The 2,256-nt window shown below is 75.2% G+C and carries 2 protein-coding genes; one reads left to right on the forward strand and one right to left on the reverse strand.

Annotation, left to right across the window (positions count from 1 at the left end; translation table 11 throughout):
* Positions 1-833 (forward strand): ROK family protein (locus B0E53_RS35685; RefSeq protein ID WP_107079845.1); only part of this gene is annotated, 833 nt, incomplete at its 5' end.
* Positions 834-879: 46 nt separating this feature from the next.
* On the opposite strand, the gene B0E53_RS35690 is transcribed toward B0E53_RS35685, so the two are convergent.
* The gene (locus B0E53_RS35690) at positions 880-1,890 is read right to left on the reverse strand and encodes a sugar phosphate isomerase/epimerase family protein (RefSeq protein ID WP_107079846.1); all 1,011 of its coding nucleotides are present in this window, start codon (positions 1,888-1,890) and stop codon (positions 880-882) included.
* Between the last annotated feature and the right edge of the window lie 366 nt (positions 1,891-2,256).

The following is a 2,256-nucleotide window of genomic DNA, read 5'->3' on the forward strand; positions in this document are numbered from 1 at the left end:
GCCGGGCCGTCGAGCTGCTCGGCAAGCTGCGGGCCGAGGCCGGGCTGGCCCGGCTGGCCGGCGTCGGGGTGGCGCTCCCCGCGCCGGTCGCGGTCCGCGACGGCGCCCCGGTCTCCCCGCCCGCGCTGCCCGGCTGGCACCAGTTCCCGGTACGCGACACCATCGCCGCCGAGCTGGGCTGCCCGGTGCAGGTGGACAACGACGCCAACGTGATGGCCCTGGGCGAGCGGCACGCCGGCACCGGCCGGCCGTTCGACGACTTCCTCTACGTGAAGCTGGGCGACGCGGTGGGCTGCGGACTGGTGCTCGGCGGGGCGCTCTACCGCGGCGCCACCAGCGGCGCCGGGGACATCGGGCACCTCCAGCTCACCGAGGACGGGCCGCTCTGCGGGTGCGGCAACACCGGCTGCGTCGAGGCGTACTGCGGGGATGCCGCCCTGGTGCGGGAGGCGGTGACCGCCGCGCGGGCCGGGCGCTCGACGGCGCTCGCCGACCGGCTGGCCGCCGCGGGCGCGCTCACCGTGGCCGACGTGGCGGCGGCGGCGACCGCCGGCGACCCGGCCGCGCAGACCCTGGTCCGCGACGCCGCCCGCCGGCTCGGGCAGGTGCTGGTGGGCCTGGTCAGCTTCGTCAACCCGGCCATCGTGATCATCGGCGGCGCGGCCCCGGGCATCGGGCCGGTCCTGCTCGCCGAGATCCGGGGCGTGGTCTACCGTCGCTCCACCCCGCTGGCCACCGGCAGCATGCCGATCGTCCTCTCCGACCTCGACGACCGGGCCGGCCTGGTCGGCGCCGCCCGGCTGGTCAGCGACCAGGTCTTCGCCGCCTGCTGAGGGCCGCCCCGGGACCGGCCGCGCCGGCCCCGGGGGGCCTGCGGGGTCAGTCCCGGTTGCTGCTGAACGCCGCGTCGAAGGCGGCGGCCGGGGCGTCGAAGGCGAGCCGGCGTACGAACTGGAGCGCCTCGGGGGCGCCGACCAGGCGGTCCATGCCGGCGTCCTCCCACTCGATCGAGATCGGGCCGGTGTAGCCGATCGCGTTCAACGCGCGGAAGCAGTCCTCCCACGGCACGTCCCCGTGGCCGGTGGAGACGAAGTCCCAGCCCCGCCGCAGGTCCGCCCAGGGCAGGTGGGAGGAGAGCCGGCCGCGCCGGCCGTCCCCGGTGCGCACCTTCGCGTCCTTGCAGTCGACGTGGTAGATCCGGTCGGCGAAGTCGAAGATGAAGTTGACCGGGTCCAGCTCCTGCCAAACGAAGTGCGACGGGTCCCAGTTCAGCCCGAACGCGGGCCGGTGGCCGATCGCCTCCAGGGCCCGCTTGGTGGTCCAGTAGTCGTAGGCGATCTCGCTGGGGTGCACCTCGTGGGCGAAGCGCACGCCCACCTTGTCGAAGACGTCGAGGATCGGGTTCCACCGGTCGGCGAAGTCCTGGTAACCGCGTTCGATCATGGCCGGCGGGACCGGCGGGAACATCGCCAGGGTGTGCCAGATCGACGAGCCGGTGAAGCCGACCACCGTCTTCACCCCGAGCTTCGCCGCCGCCCGGGCGGTGTCCTTCATCTCCTCGGCGGCGCGCCGGCGTACGCCCTCCGGCTCGCCGTCGCCCCAGATCCGGGCGGGGAGGATGTCCTGGTGCCGCTCGTCGATCGGGTGGTCGCAGACCGCCTGCCCGACGAGGTGGTTGGAGATGGCGAAGACCTGGAGGTTGTGCTTGGCGAGGGTGGCCCGCTTGCGGTCCACGTACGCCTCGTCGGCGAGCGCCTTGTCGACCTCGAAGTGGTCGCCCCAGCAGGCGATCTCCAGGCCGTCGTACCCCCATTCGGCGGCGAGCCGGCAGACCTCGTCGAACGGAAGATCGGCCCACTGGCCGGTGAAGAGCGTGATGGGTCGCGCCATTTGTCCTTCTCCCCTGTCGTGATGGGGGGATTCCGTAGCGGACCGGGGCGAGGCGACCGGGTGCGGGCGGCCACGACGGCACCGGTGGACGCGTTCGCGTCTGGGCCCGCCGGGTTGCGCCTCCCGCCGGGTCACCGGCAACCTCGCGGTCGCCGCCCTCACTCTAGGTCGGCCGCCGCCGGCACGGAAGGCCCGGGGGCCGTCAGGGCAGCTCCGCCTCGTCCTCCGGGGCGGGCAGTTCGGCGCGGATCAGCCAGCCGCCCTCGGGGCACGGGCCGGCGTGGAAGGCGCCGCCGACCGACTCGGCACGCGCCCGCAGCCCGGGCGGTCCGAGGCCGGCGCCGGGGGTGGCGGGCCCGTCGCCGC

The sequence above is a fragment of the Micromonospora sp. MH33 genome, assembly GCF_003013775.1.
Taxonomy (GTDB): Bacteria; Actinomycetota; Actinomycetes; order Mycobacteriales; family Micromonosporaceae; genus Micromonospora; species Micromonospora fulviviridis.